Here is a 15,606-nt window from a genome sequence, read left to right as displayed (position 1 = left end):
TGATTTCGGCAACATGCTTATGAAAATGAAACTGTCTTAACACTTTGCCGGATGGCTGATTAATTTCTTAAACTACATACTCATATTTCTTCATGGGACTCCTTCAAAATTTTACAGTTCTCATTTTCGATAATGTGTCATCAAAAAATGCTCAACATTCTACTTGGAAGGCGGCAAAATCCTCCTAATAAATATTGGTGGGAGTTTTTTTGCATGTGGAAATTTTCTCGATTTGATAGATTTACAAAATATGGAATATATGCTATCTTATCTATGAAAGCGCATCCAAGAGATGGTATATTGAACTTTTATTTACCATATATAACATAGGGAGGAAAGGTGGAAATGAAAAATTTGCTCAAGAAGGCAATCATAATGATGCTGGCATTTACTCTGCTACTTGGATTGATGACAGCGCCGGCCGTTCATGCAGACAACGCACTTTTCACAATTGAAAGCGAAAACGCTCAGCTCACCTCCGATCTTCAAGTGACGACCCAAATTTACGGACAGCCCAAACCCGGATACTCTGGAAGCGGATTTGTCTGGATGCAGAATTCCGGTACAATTTCCTTCACAGTGACTGTCCCAGAAACCGGCATGTATACGATCTCCACACGTTATATGCAGGAGCTCAGTGCTGACGGCAGGCTTCAATCTTTAGCCGTTAACGGCGTTACGAAGGGTTCGTATATGCTGCCCTATACGACCACATGGTCGAATTTCGATTTTGGCTATCACAAGCTGAATCAAGGCAGCAACACTATTCAACTGAAGGCTGGCTGGGGTTTCGCTTATTTTGATACCTTCACTGTGGATTATGCCGATCTTGATCCCCTGGATGTGCAACCTGTCCTTAGCGATACTCAAGCCACTCCGGAAACTCAGCTTCTGATGAATTATTTAACGGACGTTTACGGCAATCATATGATTTCCGGCCAGCAGGAGATTTACGGAGGCGGAAATGACGGCAATTCTGAGCTGGAGTTTGATTGGATTCACAATTTAACAGGAAAGTATCCGGCGATCCGCGGATTTGATCTGATGAATTACAATCCGCTTTACGGCTGGGAGGATGGTACGACCGCCCGGATGATCGATTGGGTGAATAACCGGGGCGGGATCGCGACAAACAGCTGGCATATCACTGTGCCCCGAGATTTCACCGCCTATCAGCTCGGGGAATTTGTAGATTGGAAGAAAGCCACCTACAAGCCGACAGAAACCAATTTTAATACAGCCAATGCGGTAGTTCCAGGTACGAAAGAATACCAATATGTACAACTGGCCATTGGGGATTTGGCGGAGCAACTGCAGATTCTGCAAAATAACAATGTGCCGGTTATCTTCAGACCCTTCCATGAGGCGGAGGGCAACGGCGGATTGAATGGAGAAGGTGCATGGTTCTGGTGGGCTTCGGCAGGCTCGGAGGTGTACAAGCAGTTGTGGGACCTGCTCTATACCGAACTTACAGAAACGTACGGTCTGCACAATTTGATCTGGACCTACAACAGCTACGTCTACAGCACTTCTCCCGCATGGTATCCCGGCGATGATCAGGTGGATATTGTAGGCTATGATAAATACAACACGATCTATAACCGCTATGACGGTTTGTCTGGTGTTCCCAATGAGGACGCGATTACCTCGATTTTCTATCAGCTTGTTGATTTAACGGGCGGTAAGAAAATGGTAGCCATGACGGAGAACGACACCGTTCCAAGCGTTCAGAATCTGACAGAGGAAAAATCAAGCTGGCTCTATTTCTTACCGTGGTATGGTGAGCATCTCATGAGTTCCGCCTTTAATTATCCGGCCACCTTAACAACGCTGTACCAAAGCAATTATGTAATCACGCTCGATGAGCTGCCTGATTTGAAGGTTAACAATCCAATTCCAAGTGCGTCTATCACACCTGCAAACATCGAATTTGATAAAAATGCCTCCAATCAGAGTGACAAAGCCATCACCGTGAATTCAAACGGCAATACGCTAACCGCTCTCCGGGCAGGCGCAAATACATTAATAGAGACTCAGGAATATACCTTGAGTGGAAATACGCTGCTGCTCAAAAAAGCATTTCTGGCGACACTGCCGGTTGGCGAGCATTCGATCATCTTTGATTTTAATAAAGGACAAGATCCCGTATTAAAAGTGAAAATTATCGATTCCACGCCAAGCGCATCCATTGCACCCGTGAGTGCTGCATTTGATAAAGCGGCGAATCTAGCCCAGGATATTTCCGTAGCCCTTAACTTAAATGGACACCAGCTTGCAAGTATCACAAATGGAAATTCCACACTTTTAGCGAGTCAGGATTATACGGCATCAAGCGCTGCTGTTGTTCTGAAAAAATCCTATCTTTCCACGCTGCCGCTGGGACAGAATACCCTAACCTTTCATTTTAATGGGGGAAATAATGCTGTTCTTACAGTGAACGTAACGGATAGCAGTGTTCCAGTACCCACTGGAGATTTGACGGTCCAAGCTTTTAATGGCAACACAAGTGCCTCCACCAACGGGATTTCACCCAAAATCAAAGTAGTCAATACCGGTGATTCAGCGATTCAACTAAGTGATGTGAAGGTCCGGTATTACTATACGATTGATGGCGAGAAAGATCAGAGTTTCTGGATCGACTGGGCCAGCATCGGAAATGCGAATGTAACCGGCAATTTCGTTAAGCTGGCGACTCCTGTTGCCAGTGCAGATTATGTTTTGGAAATTGGTTTCACGAGTTCGGCTGGAACACTTAATCCAGGTCAGAGCGCAGAAATTCAAACCCGTTTCTCCAAAACCGACTGGTCCAATTACAACCAGGCTAATGATTATTCGTTCAAGGCATCCAGCAGTCAGTTCATCAACAATGAACAGGTCACCGGGTATATGAATGGTCAGCTTGTGTGGGGGATTGAGCCGTAAGCTTTTAATGAAAAAAGGTATCTTTGTGTAATACAAAGATACCTTTTTTCATTTTGGGAAGAAGCAGGGACTGCAATGGGAGAACCATTTCTGAAGTAGCCAGATTGCTCGATGATCAGTTTCTGGAGAAGGAAAAGCTAGAATTGAGCGAGATTACCATCGACTTTGTTGGCTATTTTCAGAACAGGAGCAAAGAAATTATGTTGAAATTAGGGAATTGGGTGCTTGTGTGGAATTTTTGTAGTCAGTTGCGGTTCTCCTGAGTCGTTCCTATGGTGTGCAATGTCGCATTAATCCGGCTGCAATGTCGCAAAAGTACATGGAAATAGAGTATGAAGATAGATTATACTCGCTTTATTGATCTGACAATGAAAATCATTATCATACATAAGGGGGAGTCAGCTTGAAAAGAACAAAGAAGAGGCAAGCAACCGGTAGAAAGGTAGATGCTGCCCAAAAAGCAGGACTATTAATGATATGGATGATGGCACTGGTACTTGTGCTAACGGCTTGCGGTACTGGAGGTGGAGCAAATGCGGGCACTGCCGCACTGCCATCTGCTACAGCCGAGCCGTCACCTACATCTGAGACACAGGCTCAGACTGCAGCCTTCCCGGTTACCATCTCGCATATGAAGGGTGAATATACGCTGACTGAGAAGCCGAAGGTCATCGCCGCGCTTGATGTGAAATTCGTCGATCAATTGTTAGCGATAGGCGAGCATCCGGCAGGCAGCGTTGTGGCTGGAGCGAAAGATGCAAAGTTTCCAGAATATTTAAGTGAACAATTGGGTGATGTGAAGGTCCTGGGCACACGCGATGAGCCCAATCTTGAAGCTATTGTAGCGATGAATCCGGATCTTATATTGATGACCGACTTTCAGGAGCAGGTGTATGACAGCGTCAGTAAAATAGCGCCCACAATAGTACTCGACTTCTATGAAGATTGGCGGGATACATCGGCTACCATCGGTATGATAACGGGTAAGCAGGCGGAGGCGAAGGTAGTGCGTCAAGCCTACGAGGACAAAATCGTCGGACTGCGGGAACAGCTGTCGGCGAAGCTGGGTGACGAAACGGTAGCTCTGATTCGCCCAAGACCGGAAGGTATTCGCGTACACGGTCCCGAACATCGGAACGGAAGCATTCTTTATGAGGATTTGGGATTGAATATCCCTGCATTCGTTCAGGAGATCAAAGATGATACCTCCGTTGAAATTTCGATGGAGACCATCGCTGATATCGGAGCAGATCACTATTTCCTGTTATCGGATGAATTGTTTGCCAAAGAGGCAGAGGCAATGGCGAACAGTCCGGTCTGGAAATCTCATGATGCCGTTAAAAATAACCGCGTATACAATGTGAATTCAACGCTCTGGATCGCTTATTATGGCCCAATTGCCCTCAACATTATTGTAGATCAAACGGCGGAAGCGTTGTTGGGATCACATTAAAATGGACAACTATCTGTCGTCTGCCTCTTGGAAGCAAATGGCGGAGGAATATCGTCTGTGGGTAGGTGAACCGCCTGAAGGCAACGTTCGGACAATTGCTCTTAGCCAGTTGCACGAAGAAGCTGCATGCCGCGAGTATGTAAGCTGGCTTAAGGGTTATATCGGTGCGCCTGATATGCAGGTTGCCGCTTCCATGCTGGCCAAGCGGATCGGTTATCTGTGGATCGCGCCGATGCTGACCGCTATGACCCTTCATAACCGGGAAGTCTCCATCCCGCTGGAGAACTGCTTCCTCTATCATCCGGCTTCCCCAGCTTTTAAAGGGGATACGCGTTTTCCTTTCCTTGCGCTGAACGGGCTTCGAGCGACGGCGGCACCCGAAGACAGGGAAGCGTGGCGAGAAGAGATCGTAGAGGAAATTTTCGCGGTACGTCTTGCGCCGATGCTGCACACACTTGCTGCAATTGGTCCCGTCTCCATGGCAGTACTTTGGGAGAATATTATGGTACGCATTGCCCCGTTGTATTCTCCTGGAACAGATGAATTTGGGCAAGAAAGGCAACGAATGCAAGCCGATTTTGCCTTCCTGACCCGGATAGCTCCCGGACAGTTGTTCGGCGCAAGACGCAATCCGTTTACCCGGTTCACAGAGAACAATGACTTGGCTCCGGTTGCAAAAAACAAGCGTATCACCTGCTGTTTTTATTACAGGATGTCGGCGGAATATTGCGGAAAATGTCCGAAAATTGACAATGAGAATGAATCTCAATTAAAATGACAACAGCAACGCACTCACTTATGTTGCGGACGCGCTTTCTCTAAAGCATGTAATCCTATTCAAGTGCGCCCGTTAAACAGAGGATGCTTTTGTCAGGAGATGAGAGAAATGCCGCTCAAAGAACAGGAAAGTTTATGGAGTGAGACAACGATCAAGATGCTTGATGTGCGCAGCGGTACTTTGCCACCCGGCGGCGTTATGAGCGAAACCGGATTAACAGCCAATGTGTTGCTGCTGGCAGGCGGCGGGGAAGGTAGGCTTGTGATGAATGGCGAAATTTGCCATATCCAGGCCTATTTCGTTTGTCACGCAGTCAAGGGATCAGCATTTACTTTGACTGCTGGATCAGAATCCATTCATTATACCGTTATTATGTACAAGGCTTTTCCAATGTTGGGGGCTGCCCATGTTCTGTTTCCGCAGCGCAATCACCCATTACGAACTTCATTTGTTCACCGTCCTGTGCTCCTGGCTGAACTGCATCAGACTGCGGAACAAATCGAAGCCAAATGGAGCCGGGGCGAAGGGCTGGAGCGTTTCCATGCGAATGCGCTACTGCAAGGAATGCTTTACGAGCTTATTATGGAGTATGAATGTGGTCAGAAAGGCACAGAGGCGGATATGGTGGATGTTGTCGCTGCCTATATAGCGGGGCATTATCGTCAGGAGCTGGAGCTTAAGGAGCTGGCAGCGCTTGCCGGATGCAGTACAAGACAGTTACAGCGGCGATTCAAACAGGAGAAGTTACTAGGACCGATGGAATATGTAATCCAGCTGCGGATGGAGAGTGCTGAGCGGATGTTGCGTCATACGGATGCTCCCATCGGCGAAATTGCAGAAAAAACGGGCTATCGCGACATGTATTACTTTAGCAGGGCATTTAAGAAATATCATGGAGTTCCCCCGCAGATCTACAGGCGCACTGCCGCTTCAGGGATCGGTGCTCTCTCAGCATATTCTGGGTTGCAGGATCGTCTGGCCTCATCGTACGAGTCGCTGCAAGGCCCGGTAATTTGTCATATGCGAGGCGAATATTGCGTCACCGCTTCTCCGAGGCGTATCGCCGTACTCGACGTTCAATATGCAGACCATTTGCTTGCGCTTGGGATATCTCCGGCAGGGAGTGTAGGAACGGGCAGTGCAGTGTTGAAATTCCCCCAATATATCAGGGAAAGGCTTAAGACAACGGAAATGCTCGGAACTTATGAGTACCCGGACCTGCAAGCTGTCGAACGGCTGCGGCCGGATTTGATTGTCTGTACTGAGGTGCATGCCCAGCATTATGAACGGTTAAGCCGGATTGCGCCAACCCTAATGTTTCAACGGAATGAGAGCTGGCAGACGATTTTGAGCCTGTTCGGTGAATTGACGGATAAGCGGACAGAGGTGGAGCGTATGATTGCGGATTACCTGCGCCGAACAGCATTGCTGTCTGAGCAGCTTGCAACGGCGCTGGCGGGTCAGAGCGTGGCCTTGATCCGTCCGCGTGAGTCGCTGGTACGGGTACATACTGCCTCCCATCGCACAGGCGCCGTGCTGTACCGTGATCTTGGTCTGCCTGCTCCTCTATTTGTCGCAGACACTTCCGACACGGCTTATCATATTACAGTTGATAGACTGCCAGCTGTGCATGCCAGCCATTATTTTTTACTTAGTAACGAGATGATGCAGGAGGGGGTATCTGCGACAGAGCAAAGCGTCCGAGGGATGTTGGATTCCGATGAGCGGCCGTATATATACCCGGTAGATGCCGCTACATGGATCGGCTGCTACGGACCGACAGGTATCAATTACATTGTGGATCAGGTAGCCCGTACCTTGCTGGCCTGAGCGGTATTTAAGAGCATCCCCTAATTTCAGGCTGTTTTTAGCCTAAACGTGAACAGCTCCTGTGATTATCACAGGAGCTTGTTTGTGCTGCGGATTATTTTTTGTTGGGATAGCGCTTAGAACTATCTGTTGGCTCATGCAGGTGCTAAGGGCAGGGCCTCCTTTATGTTATTCCAAACCATTGACAATTATTGTAAAGATGGTGTATTGTAAGTAGTAAGTAGTAAGTAGTAAGTAGTAAGTAGTAAGTAGTAAGTAGTAAGTAGTAAGTAGTAAGTAGTAAGTAGTAAGTAAATCAAACGCTCACCATACGGAATAAATATCATCCTGTTAATAGGAATTAATGGATAGGGGTGGATGGTTATGATGGATCTTAAATTAGCACCAAGTTTTTCATTGATCGCGCTTAATGCACAGAGAAGTCTTCAGATGACTACTGTTAAGAAAGTGTCTTTGCGCTGCATGGCAGCAGCGGTTATATTGGAGCTTTACTTAGAGGGATGTTTTACACAATCAGAGAACAAGTTAACTTTGCAAAAGGAAGCACTTGATCAATCTTATTCAACACTCTATAGAGAAACTGTTCTACAACCCTTACTTCATAATAGTGCTGAGGTAACGGGTGACCTAAATTGGTGGTTAAAGAAGGCTTCGAGGAAGTCTAACCATCAATTAAAAAAGTTCGAAACCGCGATTTCAGATTATCTTCAAGCCATGAATTTGCTTGAAGATATACCAAGCCTGATAGGGAGCGACATGTATTTTGATTCTGCTGAAGTTGAAATTAGAGCCTATCGCAGTAATATGGAGGCGTACACGAGCATTACAGAGAATATGCGTGCAGAGATTTTGGAAGAGGGACCAGTTACGGATGAGGTCATTTGTATGCTATGGCTACTTCGTGAATGTGGATGTATGCAAGATTTCTTCTCACTGAACGAATTAGAACAGGTGAATATCAAATTACATGATCTATACCAAAGTAACTTATGGGCAAAGGCATTGTTTCCTATACAAATCCGCCAGGGAGTTGAGTTAGGCATCAAACGTTTTTTAGCATTGAAGACAAAGTTTGCGAAGACCTTTATCGGCAGCAGTCTCAATCTTATCTTCCCTGCCCTAGAGCGATCACGAGCTGTCTTTATAGAAACAGAGTCTTGGTTTGATAATTCTAATCAAAGGTTAGACGCAGTTATTACAAGATTAATGTCCTATGGACATGAAGTTAAGGTGCTGGAGAGAGGATCGATTGCGACTCTTAAAATTGATAATTTGCTCTACGATGCGATCCCACATTTTGTAATGATGAAAGTGCCAATTCAAGGTGTGCGTCTTATTCCGAAGCGCCCGCTGTAAAGGAGTTGGTTATCAATGTCTAGACAACGATCCATGGAGAATATTATGGCGTCAGAATATGTATCGATAGGGGAATTAGTAAGAATCACAAATGCTCGTTATAGTACACTCAAACATTACACAGAAGAAGGCATGCTGCCCTTTGAACAGGCAGAGGAGAACTTAACACGCAGATATAAAAGAGAAGAAACCGTCGCGCGCATTCTTTGGATCAAAGAAATGAAAGCAAACGGTTTATCTATCCCACAAATTAAAGAAGCTTTAGGAATGAATTAAATATTTCTTCACCTTGCTGTCAAATCTAAACCTAACTCCGCGGGAGCTTCCCCCCATACTGCGCGCGCATTTGCTGCAATTTATCCAGCTTGCTTAGACTACTGTCCCTGTTCGCTAATCCCACTCCAAGGATCAGATTCTCAATAATATAGGTGGGGCCAACCATGGAGTGGAACTCCCAAACCTCACCTCTCCCGGCATAAAGCACGATATCTGCATCTTGGGACCGCGGGTAGACGAGTCTATCTGTGATCAGGATGACCTGGTAATTTACTTCGCGTGCATGGTTCAGTATGACTTCAATCTCAGGCAGTATTTGCACAAATCCAAAGACAAGCAAGACATCTTGTTTGTCAGCATGCATTAAGGTCTCTAGCAGCTCATGGCCGCTGGGGGCCATTTTTTTCATTTGAAGACCAAAACGCGCCATTCGATAGATCATTAGCTCGGCTAATCCGGCGCAAGGGCCAGGGCTGTATACATAAATAATCCGAGCTGTAGATATTGCATCTACTGCACGCTTTAGTACATCGTCGCTTAAATAGCGGCGTGTTTCTTGCAAATGATGTGAGCAATTGTCCAGCAGCAGTTGAGGGAGTGAGGTATCGTCTGATCGCTGCATGGCATCACGCATTTTTACAGAAGGTGTGGATTCAAAGCGGAAACGGAGCCGGTTTTTAAAATCTTTGGCATGTTTGTACCCCGCAGCTTTCCAGAAACGTGAAACAGAGGCGATGCTCAAATGCAGCTCGTCTGCCATTTCTTGTTCGGTCATATAGACCACACGTTGCTCATTTTTTTGAATAAAGTCGGCAATTATCCGTTGATTAGGCGAAAAAGCGCGATGGTTCCAATCTTTATACAATCTCTCAATCCTCCTATGATGATGCGATAGATAGAATATAACGTGCGAATATGTTGTAAATATTTTTACAACGTTAAAAATATTGAAAAAAATATTACTCTCATTTAACAAATGAAAAAAGCTGTGATGACATGGCCTTCTTATAATGAAGATAAATTCTTATTGGGAGGCCAAATATTTCATGAGCACGATAAAAACGCGTTACACACTGACTCAGTCACAAAAAATGATGATTTTTGTACTGTCGATGTCGCTTTACGGGTTGTCCAATATGTTTACCGAGCTAGTGCCTGGGATCAAACTGGGCCCGATTGAATTATCCATTGAATATTTCGCTTTTATTCCTTTGACATTATGTATGTTGTTTCACCCCTTATATGCGGCGGTCGGAGCAGCTGTTGGTGAGGTAATCTTCGGGGAATTGATGTTAGGCCAATTTGGAGGTTTAGGGGAGCTGGAGAAATTCATTACCTTCTCACTGGCGATGTATACCGCAGGCCGCATGGTATCTGATCCGAAGAATCGTAGACAGGTTGGAGTGGCTGCGATTACCGGCGTGGCGATTCACCAGTTTTTTAGCTCCGTTATAGATATTGTGAAGGTATGGGTAGGGGTAGAAGAGCTAGAGGCTGTTAAAGGGCTGGCAGAAAGTATCGTTGTAATTGAGGGAGTAGGGTTCCTGAATGATGTCCTCTTCTCCGGCATTTTGTTCGCGCTGATTCCTACCATGTATCTGGTTCCGCGTTTATATGGAAAAATTGAACCATTGCTCGGCATGAAGCCACGTGAGCGGAATATGAAATATGCAACAGGAGCATGGCTATCTCCTAAGCTGGTCATTGCCGGAACCTTTCTAGTAATGGTAGCGGTGGGGTCAGAATTGTTATCGGAATCGGGCTGGAACTTCGGTGATTTTGAGCTTGCAGGGGCGGAATCGAATGAAAAGACCTTGATTTGGCTCAGTATGTTGGTAGCGGCTGTAGTAGCGGCAACGGCGATTATTGCACTGCTTCGGCGTTCGGCACGAAAAAGACAGGAAGCGGGTCAAGCAGATGCGTAATACAATTCTTGAATTGAACAAAATTAACTTTACGTATCCGGGAGCTGAACAACCAGTACTGCAAGACGTAGACTTACGACTGGGAGAAGGGGATTTTATTGCGATCATCGGCAGTAATGGCTCCGGGAAATCTACTCTCTGCAAATGCTTTAATGGCTTAATTCCTCATTATTACACGGGTGATTTCAGTGGAGAGGTGACAGTTTGCGGCCAATCTGCGGATGGAAAAAGTGTAGCAGAGCTGTCCAAACGTATCGGTTATGTTTATCAGGATTTCGAGAATCAATTGGTACGGCCGACGGTACTTGATGATGTGTCTTTTACACCTCTGAATTATGGATTTACGGATTACAAGGAACGGGGAGAGCGTGCGCTGGCGTTAACCGGACTTAGTGACTTGAGGCATGAATTTATTTGGCAGTTAAGTGGTGGGCAAAAACACCTGCTCGCTCTGGCCGGAGCATTAGCTATGGATCCGGAAATTCTGGTGATCGACGAACCCGTAGCCCAGCTGGATCCGCAGCATGCCCGTCATATCTATGATATTTTGCAGCGTTTGAATGAAGAGCATGGAAAGACCATTGTAGTGATTGAGCATCATGCGGAATTTATTGCGGATTATTGTAAAAATGTTGTCCTGATGGATCAGGGTAAAATGCGCTGGCAGAAGCCTGTGCGTGAAGCTTTGTCATCTGTAGAAGAATTGCTAGAGCTGGGCATTTACCCACCGGATGTGACCCGGGCGGCTTGGCTGTTACAGCCTGATGATCAGAAGTCAAAGCTGCTTCCCTTAAATGCTGAGGAAGGCAGTACCCGCATGATGCTTCGTCAGGATGCCAATGTGGAAACACTTCCAATCGGACGTATTCAAGAGCAGCTCCCCATAGCAGCAAAAGAAGAAAGTTCTATCGTTCAGCTGGAGAATGTCCACCTCTCTTACCGTACGATTCATAAGGTGCTGCATCCTGTACTGAATGGAATTCAGCTAGAACTGCGGCAGGGAGAGTCCATTGCTCTTATTGGCAACAACGGAGCAGGTAAATCTTCATTAATGAAGCTGATTGCTGGTATTGTCAGACCTACAGCTGGAACCGTAAAGGTTAAAGAAATGACGGTGAACGGGTTGCCGCCTGAACGTCTCTCCGGTACGGTAGCTTACGTATTCCAGAATCCGGAGGAAATGTTTATCGAGGATTCTGTGCGTAAGGAAATTGCCTATTATCTGAAGGCGCGGAAACTACCAGATACGGATGAAAGAGTGGATGAGATGCTAAAGGCGTTTCGCTTAAGCGAGCTGGCTGAACGGGATGCCCGACTGTTAAGTGGAGGGCAGCAGCGCCGGGTATCCTTGGCAATTGGTGCCGCGTTTAAACCCGCCATCATGCTGCTTGATGAACCGACAGCTAATCTGGACATTTCGACCAAACAAGAAATGGTACATGTGCTGGAAACGCTTCGTAATCATGTGAAGACGGTCGTCATCGCAACTCATGATATGCAGCTTGTCTCTGAATGGGCCAGCAGAATAATTGTAATGCATCAAGGACGGATAATTGCGGATGGAACGAAGGATGAAATTTTCGCTGACGGCCTTCTTTTACGGCGTGCGGGTCTGGCTCAGACCCAATTGATGGAGCTAAGTCGTATGCTCGGTCTCCCAAGAATTTGTAGTAGCTTAGAAGAGTTTGTGAGTTTAGTGGAAAAGAAGGAGGTAGCTGCAATCCATGGAAGCCGTTAAACGGGCACTTGACCGTATATCTGTAGAACAAATCAAATTGGAGTTACTCGGGACCGCATATAACAGCAGCAGCACTTTTCTGGGCAGGCTGGACCCGCGAACCCTGCTGCTCTGGTATCTCTTTTTTGCCATCGTGCCTTGGTTTGTACATAACCGGACAATCCTGTTAGGGATGTTCGTGCTTATGGTTTTAACGACCGTCCTCTCCCGGGTCAGCCCCTATATTATTTTTATATTATGTCTCGGCTTAATCAGCCAGATTGGCTGGATGTTTATATTGTCGCTCTTTTTCGGCGGGGGAATTGAATCCTTGCTGCCTATGCTGACACTGACGCTTAAGCTTTCGGTGATTTCGCTGGCGAGTATAACGGTTTTCTCTAGTCTTGATCCGGAACGACTTAGTGACGGCTTACTGTCTTTAGGAATCCCTGATACCTTTGCGTTCAGCTTATCTTATGGCTATCGTATTTTGCCTACTTTACTAGAGGAATTCCATCAGATTCTACTTTCCTTTAGATTGAGAGGGCAACGACCACTTCAACATGGAATTTTCTATTGGCGAACAATAACGTATTATTTGCGAATCGTGATTCTGGCATTTTACCCGCTTATGTTGAACACAGCTAAACGTTCTCGAACAACGATTGAAGCTCTTGAGACTCGGGGATTTAGCTACGGGCTTAATAATAAGAAAGTGAAGAAGATTAAGCTATCTTATTTGAAAATGAAGCGGTCCGACTGGTACTTTTTATCCGGGTCCACTGCTTATGTCATCTTTATATTCTGTATTGGTTATCTCTACCCTGAACTGGTGTATTAACATAACTTACAAGCTCAAAGGAGACGAATTAGACATGATGAATATTGATCTGCATACCCATGGTAAATTATCTAAAAAATCTACGTTTTCCCCCGAATATTTTGCGGAGATGATGTTCGAAGCCAAGGCAAATGGATTACAGGCTGTAGCATTGACCGAGCATTTTAATACTTCTAATTTCTTTGCGATGTATGATGCGCTGGATCAGACTTATCCCTATAACGGGCATTATTACGATGTGAACGGACTTAAACTGTTTCCAGGCATGGAAGTGGATATCGCGGAGACAGGTCACATCCTGTTGATCGGACTAAGGGAGAATGTTCTAGCTGTCCGCGCTTTACTAGATGAGCATACGCAGGAGGGGAATTTCATACCTTTTAAGCAGTTGCTTGATATGGCCGACGAACATAATCTTTGGAAAATCGGAGCCCATCCCTTCCGAACTTCTACACCTTTACATCAACTGGATCCGGCATTACTTCAGCGATTAGACGCTTTTGATTTCAACGCTAAGGATATTTACATGCAGGGGGTGGAGACCTATAAAAACCTGATCACGCCCTTTGCTGAGAAGCTGGGTGTGCCTGTGATTGCTGGCAGTGACAGTCATCAGTGTTTGCAATATGGCAGTGTTGTGAATCGTCTGCAAGACTCCTGCTCAACTGTGGAAGAATTGAAGGAAGCTATCAAACAAGGGAACTATGAAATAGAGGTTTCTCCGTGTCTTCATACCAAAGTAAAAGCTTCGGTAATGATGAAGAAACTATTGAAGCAGTTAATTGGCGAAGCCCCCTCCAGAGATGAAGCGGAGTTAGGATATATGGCGTAGAAAATAGAAGAGGGTTGTTCCATAAGCCATGAAATGATGAAATGGCTACTGGGACAACCCTTTTTGTTGTTCGCTGGATTTCATTACTTTTGCATGTACAAGGATACAATCGGACACAGATGATCTTAAACGCAGTTTTATTCCGCATTTGGGATGCTAACGGACCGCATAGCCACTAATGGCACGAATAACACCGTATATGAACCTCATTCTACAGAATAACGGCTCTGGAGTCCGAAACTCTGCTCAAAAGGCTGGGAATTTGCCAATAACGTCATCTGGGTCCTCAAATCTTAGAATGTATGAATTATCGTTTGTCTTTCGAATCTTTATTGCTGACACGGGTGGGTCTGGTCACCCAATTCGTGCGATTCATCGGTTTTACAGTATCAATTCTTGAATTGGAAGGTTCCTTCGAAGGTTCTGTGGATTCAGTTTCAGTAGAAGCTGTACCCTCTTGATCTCCGGTTTTTTTCCTCGATAGTCCTGTACCATCATGTTTGCCTCTGTTCCATACTCTTCCCTTACTCATACATACACTCCATTTCTATACGCTTATTCATAAACCATATCATATAAGGACAAGTTAAGGAAGAAAGACATAGCACAGATCGAAGAATTTTTCAAGTTATAAAGGTTACTGGAGATTTCATTTTATGGTGGCTATAATAGTACTGATATTGAAAGGAGAGTACTTATATTATGGCAATCAAGATCATAACAGACAGCGGTTCAGACCTGCCCCTTGACTACATGGAGAAGTATAATGTTTCCGTGATCCACCTACCGGTTCATTTTGGGCATGAGTTAATGCCGGCAGATACGGACACGAAAAGCTTTTATGCTCAAATGCGCGAATCCAAGGAGCTGCCTACCACAGCTAGTCCAAGTCCCAACGAGTTCCTTGAGAAGTTCAAGCAAGTGGAGGAGGGAACTGACATTATGGTCATTTGTATGTCCTCTAATATTAGTAGCACTTATCAGACGGCTATGATTGCTATGGAAATGTATAAGGATGAAGGACATACCAATGCAATAGAGGTTATAGATTCCAAAAACTTCTCAGGTGGGCTGTCATTGATTGTCGGCCTGGCGGCGCAGTGGTCCTTAACTTGTTCAAGCTTGCAAGAGCTTAAGGAAAAGGTACTTCAGCAGATAGAGGAAGTTAACGCTTATTTTACGCTGGACACTCTGGAGAATGTAATGAAAGGCGGACGTCTAAGTCGGCTTTCGGGAGCCGTAGCGTCTGTACTCAATATAAAGTTGCTGCTCAAAATCAGCGAAGAAGGCACTGTCGAAGTAGTGGAGAAGACCCGGGGTCTTCCAAAAGCACTGAATCGTCTGCTTGCGCATTTGGATGAGAAGCAGCATGATTACGAGAAAGCGGTTATCGCTATTGTACACAGTAATTGTGAGAAGCTGGCACTCGAGATTAAAGAACGCATTTTACTAAAGCATCCCTTCAAAGAAGTCTTACTCTCAAGCATGGGTCCGGTAATGGGAACCTATGCTGGGGAAGGCGGAATTGGCGTAGCTTTTTAAAGTAGTGATCCTCACAATCCAGACAAATTACGATCGTACATGGGACGGTTTCCCGTGTGCGATTTTTATTTTATTCCTATGTGATAATTTAGCTATTCTTTAGATTGTGTTTAGGCTCTGTTAATAATCACAGA

At 45.5% G+C, this 15,606-nt stretch carries 13 protein-coding genes; 11 read left to right on the top strand and 2 right to left on the bottom strand.

Annotated elements, in window-relative coordinates:
• The first annotated feature begins 345 nt into the window (after window positions 1-345).
• From MKZ09_RS21545 to MKZ09_RS21520, 6 genes are all read left to right on the top strand, one after another.
• A complete protein-coding gene (locus tag MKZ09_RS21545) occupies window positions 346-2,922 on the top strand; it encodes a glycosyl hydrolase (RefSeq protein ID WP_076201671.1) in 2,577 nt (858 codons plus the stop codon).
• A 403-nt stretch (window positions 2,923-3,325) separates the two neighbouring features.
• Window positions 3,326-4,375 carry an ABC transporter substrate-binding protein gene (locus tag MKZ09_RS21540; RefSeq protein ID WP_076201673.1) on the top strand — a complete coding sequence of 350 codons (1,050 nt, stop codon included), beginning with the start codon at window positions 3,326-3,328 and terminating at the stop codon, window positions 4,373-4,375.
• 1 nt (window position 4,376) lies between these two features.
• Window positions 4,377-5,153, top strand: coding sequence for an IucA/IucC family C-terminal-domain containing protein (locus tag MKZ09_RS21535; RefSeq protein ID WP_076201675.1), 777 nt, complete (start codon window positions 4,377-4,379; stop codon window positions 5,151-5,153).
• A 108-nt stretch (window positions 5,154-5,261) separates the two neighbouring features.
• On the top strand, window positions 5,262-6,983 hold the full coding sequence (locus MKZ09_RS21530) for a helix-turn-helix domain-containing protein (RefSeq protein WP_076201677.1): 1,722 nt from the start codon (window positions 5,262-5,264) through the stop codon (window positions 6,981-6,983).
• Window positions 6,984-7,346: 363 nt separating this feature from the next.
• Window positions 7,347-8,339 (top strand): hypothetical protein, encoded by a 993-nt coding sequence (locus tag MKZ09_RS21525; RefSeq protein WP_076201679.1) that lies wholly within the window; start codon window positions 7,347-7,349, stop codon window positions 8,337-8,339.
• Window positions 8,340-8,354: 15 nt separating this feature from the next.
• A complete protein-coding gene (locus MKZ09_RS21520; protein ID WP_036688642.1) occupies window positions 8,355-8,615 on the top strand; it encodes a helix-turn-helix domain-containing protein in 261 nt (86 codons plus the stop codon).
• A 31-nt stretch (window positions 8,616-8,646) separates the two neighbouring features.
• Here MKZ09_RS21520 and MKZ09_RS21515 read toward each other — a convergent pair whose 3' ends face one another.
• Window positions 8,647-9,480 (bottom strand): MurR/RpiR family transcriptional regulator, encoded by an 834-nt coding sequence (locus tag MKZ09_RS21515; protein WP_076201681.1) that lies wholly within the window; start codon window positions 9,478-9,480, stop codon window positions 8,647-8,649.
• A 181-nt stretch (window positions 9,481-9,661) separates the two neighbouring features.
• Between MKZ09_RS21515 and MKZ09_RS21510 the strand changes: the two genes are divergently transcribed.
• The 4 genes from MKZ09_RS21510 to MKZ09_RS21495 are packed head-to-tail and all read left to right on the top strand — an operon-like array spanning window position 9,662 to window position 13,930.
• On the top strand, window positions 9,662-10,540 hold the full coding sequence (locus tag MKZ09_RS21510) for a cell division protein FtsQ (RefSeq protein ID WP_076127114.1): 879 nt from the start codon (window positions 9,662-9,664) through the stop codon (window positions 10,538-10,540).
• Window positions 10,533-12,278 (top strand): ABC transporter ATP-binding protein, encoded by a 1,746-nt coding sequence (locus tag MKZ09_RS21505; RefSeq protein WP_076201683.1) that lies wholly within the window; start codon window positions 10,533-10,535, stop codon window positions 12,276-12,278. Before MKZ09_RS21510 ends, MKZ09_RS21505 begins: the two co-directional genes overlap by 8 nt.
• Window positions 12,265-13,098, top strand: a complete 834-nt coding sequence (locus MKZ09_RS21500; RefSeq protein ID WP_076201685.1) for an energy-coupling factor transporter transmembrane component T family protein — start codon at window positions 12,265-12,267, stop codon at window positions 13,096-13,098. Before MKZ09_RS21505 ends, MKZ09_RS21500 begins: the two co-directional genes overlap by 14 nt.
• 34 nt (window positions 13,099-13,132) lie before the next feature.
• A complete protein-coding gene (locus tag MKZ09_RS21495) occupies window positions 13,133-13,930 on the top strand; it encodes a PHP domain-containing protein (RefSeq protein ID WP_305953753.1) in 798 nt (265 codons plus the stop codon).
• 307 nt (window positions 13,931-14,237) lie between these two features.
• Here the strand turns inward: MKZ09_RS21495 and MKZ09_RS21490 are convergent, their stop codons facing one another.
• Window positions 14,238-14,462, bottom strand: a complete 225-nt coding sequence (locus MKZ09_RS21490) for a hypothetical protein (protein ID WP_076136360.1) — start codon at window positions 14,460-14,462, stop codon at window positions 14,238-14,240.
• A 170-nt stretch (window positions 14,463-14,632) separates the two neighbouring features.
• On the opposite strand from MKZ09_RS21490, the gene MKZ09_RS21485 reads away from it, so the two are divergent.
• Complete coding sequence (locus tag MKZ09_RS21485) at window positions 14,633-15,472, top strand: DegV family protein (RefSeq protein ID WP_036688632.1); 840 nt, start codon at window positions 14,633-14,635, stop codon at window positions 15,470-15,472.
• Window positions 15,473-15,606: the final 134 nt, after the last annotated feature.

The sequence above is a fragment of the Paenibacillus sp. FSL R5-0908 genome (genome assembly GCF_038006245.1).
Classification (GTDB): Bacteria; Bacillota; Bacilli; order Paenibacillales; family Paenibacillaceae; genus Paenibacillus_AQ; species Paenibacillus_AQ odorifer.
Note: the sequence above shows the minus strand (reverse complement) of the source record. Positions and strands in the feature narration are given on the sequence as shown.

Excerpts from the sequence above, each read along its gene's own strand:
- MKZ09_RS21535 (WP_076201675.1), top strand. The coding sequence starts at position 4,377 with ATGGACAACTATCTGTCGTCTGCCTCTTGGAAGCAAATGGCGGAGGAA.
- MKZ09_RS21500 (WP_076201685.1), top strand. The coding sequence starts at position 12,265 with ATGGAAGCCGTTAAACGGGCACTTGACCGTATATCTGTAGAACAAATC.
- MKZ09_RS21485 (WP_036688632.1), top strand. The coding sequence starts at position 14,633 with ATGGCAATCAAGATCATAACAGACAGCGGTTCAGACCTGCCCCTTGAC.
- MKZ09_RS21510 (WP_076127114.1), top strand. The coding sequence starts at position 9,662 with ATGAGCACGATAAAAACGCGTTACACACTGACTCAGTCACAAAAAATG.
- MKZ09_RS21525 (WP_076201679.1), top strand. The coding sequence starts at position 7,347 with ATGATGGATCTTAAATTAGCACCAAGTTTTTCATTGATCGCGCTTAAT.
- MKZ09_RS21505 (WP_076201683.1), top strand. The coding sequence starts at position 10,533 with ATGCGTAATACAATTCTTGAATTGAACAAAATTAACTTTACGTATCCG.
- MKZ09_RS21545 (WP_076201671.1), top strand. The coding sequence starts at position 346 with ATGAAAAATTTGCTCAAGAAGGCAATCATAATGATGCTGGCATTTACT.
- MKZ09_RS21530 (WP_076201677.1), top strand. The coding sequence starts at position 5,262 with ATGCCGCTCAAAGAACAGGAAAGTTTATGGAGTGAGACAACGATCAAG.
- MKZ09_RS21495 (WP_305953753.1), top strand. The coding sequence starts at position 13,133 with ATGATGAATATTGATCTGCATACCCATGGTAAATTATCTAAAAAATCT.
- MKZ09_RS21490 (WP_076136360.1), bottom strand. The coding sequence starts at position 14,462 with ATGAGTAAGGGAAGAGTATGGAACAGAGGCAAACATGATGGTACAGGA.
- MKZ09_RS21520 (WP_036688642.1), top strand. The coding sequence starts at position 8,355 with ATGTCTAGACAACGATCCATGGAGAATATTATGGCGTCAGAATATGTA.